We start from the raw sequence: 3,003 nt of genomic DNA on the forward strand, positions 1-3,003 counted from the left end.
GCGGGCCGGGCGGCCGTGACGCTCGTGGCGGCCGTGGCGGCCGTGGCGGCCGGCCGGCGACGATGTAGGCCGTCCCAACGCTCCGGCCCCCGCGTTCCTGCCCGAAATCGGGCAGATTCTTGCTCGACGACCCGTGGCGGGTCAGGATCGGGGGGTGGCCGACGACGAGCTGGTGGACCGCATCGCGGCGGTGGCGGGACTCTCGCGGGCGGAAGCGACGCGGGTCGTCGACGACGTCCTCGCGTGGTACCGCGAGCCCGTCGAGGACTACATCCGTCGTCGGCATCGCCACCACCGGCTCTACGGCCGGCGCAATCCCGAGATCTACCGGCTGATCGCCGCCGAGTTGGCCGAACGCAACGTCGCCGCACCGCGGTTGACCGAGCGACAGATCCGGCGGGCGATCTACGGCTGACCGGGTCCGGGCGGTCTCCGACGGACGGAGCCGGGCAATCCACGGTCGGCCCGGGTTCGGGGCGATCCACGGCTGATCGAATCGAGCGAGGAGAACACGACCATGTGCGGGATCGTCGGATATGTGGGGGCGCAACCTGCCGCGCCCATCCTGGTGGCCGGCCTCGGCCGGCTGGAGTACCGCGGTTACGACTCGGCCGGGATCGCGGTGATCGGGTCGCGCGGGGCCAAGGTGATCCGCCGCGTCGGCCGCGTGCACGACCTCGCCGCCGCGGTGCCGGAGCGCACGAGCGGCGGCATCGGCATCGGCCACACTCGGTGGGCCACGCACGGCGCGCCCACCGAGGCCAACGCGCACCCGCACGGTTCGCAGGACGGCCGGATCCAGGTCGTCCACAACGGCATCATCGACAACGCGGCGATCCTGCGCGAACGCCTGGCGAAGGACGGAGTGGTACTCGCGTCGGACACCGACAGCGAGGTCCTCGCGCACCTGATCGCGCGGTCCGCCGAAACGTCCCTGGAGGGCGCCGTCCTGGACGCGCTCGCACACGTGACCGGCACCTACGCCGTCGCCGTGGTGGACGTCTCGACCCCGGACCGCATCGTGGTGGCCCGCAACGGTTCGCCGCTGATCCTGGGCGTGGGCGAGCGCGAGATGTTCGTCGCCAGCGACGCGGCGGCACTGGTCCGACACACCAGTTCGGTCGTGCATCTCGACGACGGGGAGTTCGCCACGGTCACCGCGACCGGCTTCCGGACCTTCACCGGTGACCGCCAGGACACGGCCAAGACGCCCACGACCGTGGACCTCACCGTCGAGGAACTCGAACTCGCCGGCCACGAGCACTTCATGCACAAGGAGATCCACGAGCAACCGGCTTCCCTGGAACGGATGTTGCGCGGACGGTTGGACGACCGCTTCGCGTCGGCCCGGCTCGACGGTCTGCGCCTGGATCTGCGCGAACTGCGCGGGTTTCGCCGGGTCAAGGTGCTCGGGTGCGGGTCGGCCTACTACGTCGGCCAGGCCGGGGCGTTGACCATCGAGGCGTTGGCGCGGGTGCCCGCCGACGCCGAGCCCGCCTCCGAGTTCCGCTACCGCAACCCGGTGATCGAACCGGACACGCTGTACGTCGCGGTCAGCCAGTCGGGCGAGACCGCCGACACGCTGTTCGCCGTCCGCGAGATCCAGCGCAAGGGCGGCCGGGTCGTGGGACTCGTCAACGTCGTGGGCTCGGCCATCGCCCGCCGGTGCGACGGCGGGATCTACCTCCACGCCGGCCCCGAGATCTCGGTCGCGTCGACCAAGGCGCTGACCCACATGGCCGTGGGTTTCGCCCTCCTCGCGCTCGCCCTGGGCCGCGTACACGACCTCTCGCACGCCGACGGCACCCGAATTCTGGCCGGCCTGAAGGCACTTCCCGCGCAGATCGGCGAAGTGCTCGCCGACGAGCAGAGCATCGCCGACGCCGGCCGGCGGCTCGCGCACGCGCGCAGCCTGTTGTTCATCGGCCGAGTCCGGGGTTACCCCGTGGCGCGTGAGGCCGCGCAGAAGTTCAAGGAGATCACCTACCGGCACGCCGAGGCGTATCCGAGCAGCGAACTCAAGCACGGCCCACTCGCGTTGGTGGGCCCCGAACTACCCACCGTGGCCATCGTCCCCGACGACGAACTCCGCGAGCGCAACATCGCGGCGGCGCACGAAATCCTGGCCAGAAGGGGGGAGTTGACGGTCATCACCCACCCGGGCGTCGACCTCGGCGACCTGACCGCCCACCGGATCACCGTGCCGAAGAACGAGCCGGAACTCGATCCGATCCTGCTCACCATCCCCGCCCAACTCCTCGCCTACCACGCCGCCCGCACCTTGGGCGAGGACATCGACCGCCCACGCAACCTCGCCAAGTCCGTCACCGTGGAGTAGCCCACGAGGGCCACCCGACCGCGACCGCGGATCAATCGGCGTGCGCCGAGTACAGGACCGCCCCGCCGGTGACATCGTCGCCCCGTACCCCGACGAGACGTAGACACGCCTCGGACGTGTCGGGGTCCGGGGCGTACTCGACCCCGACTTCGCCGACCGCGGTGACGCGGGCCCGTGGCGCAGTTCGCCGGCGGGTGCGCTCCCGTCCGGGAGGCGGCCCGTGAGGACGCCGACGACCACGGTGTCGGGTTCGTCCGCGAAGTGCTCGTGAATCTCGAACCGCCGGTGCCGGCGCGCCTCGACGAGCAGGGCCCGGCCCTCGACGCCCGAACCGACGAGGGCGTCACGGGGGGCGGCATGGACCGACTCGGCGACGGCGCAGCACGGTCGTACCGCTCGCGCGTGACGGGTGTCGATGCGATCGTGTCCGGGCCACGCGACCGACTGCAACGCATCGTGGAGCAGCGCCGCGGCGGCGGGCCGCACCGCCGGCCGACCGTGTTCGAGAAGGTCCAGGAGGACGCGCGCCGCCACCACGGCCGATGGGAAGACCGTGCCGCTGTGGCCGTGCGTGAGGCCGCCGTTGGTCAGTGCCGCGGCGGCGTCGGCCGCCATGCGGGGCGTCGTCGCGGCGGTCGGCGCACGGAGCCCCGCGACGGCGACGC

Annotated in this window: 3 protein-coding genes; all 3 read left to right on the top strand. The window is 72.1% G+C overall.

Annotated features, from left to right (window positions below; translation table 11 throughout):
• The first annotated feature begins 154 nt into the window (after positions 1-154).
• Entirely contained in the window at positions 155-415 is a 261-nt protein-coding gene (locus tag GT354_RS16280) for a hypothetical protein (protein WP_161357035.1), read from the top strand.
• 102 nt (positions 416-517) lie between these two features.
• Complete coding sequence (gene glmS / locus GT354_RS16285; RefSeq protein WP_161357036.1) at positions 518-2,338, top strand: glutamine--fructose-6-phosphate transaminase (isomerizing); 1,821 nt, start codon at positions 518-520, stop codon at positions 2,336-2,338.
• Positions 2,339-2,512: 174 nt separating this feature from the next.
• The coding region (locus GT354_RS16290; protein ID WP_161357037.1) for a hypothetical protein at positions 2,513-3,003 on the top strand (491 nt) is incomplete at its 3' end.

It is taken from the genome of Streptomyces sp. SID3343 (assembly GCF_009865215.1).
Taxonomy (GTDB): domain Bacteria; phylum Actinomycetota; class Actinomycetes; order Streptomycetales; family Streptomycetaceae; genus Embleya.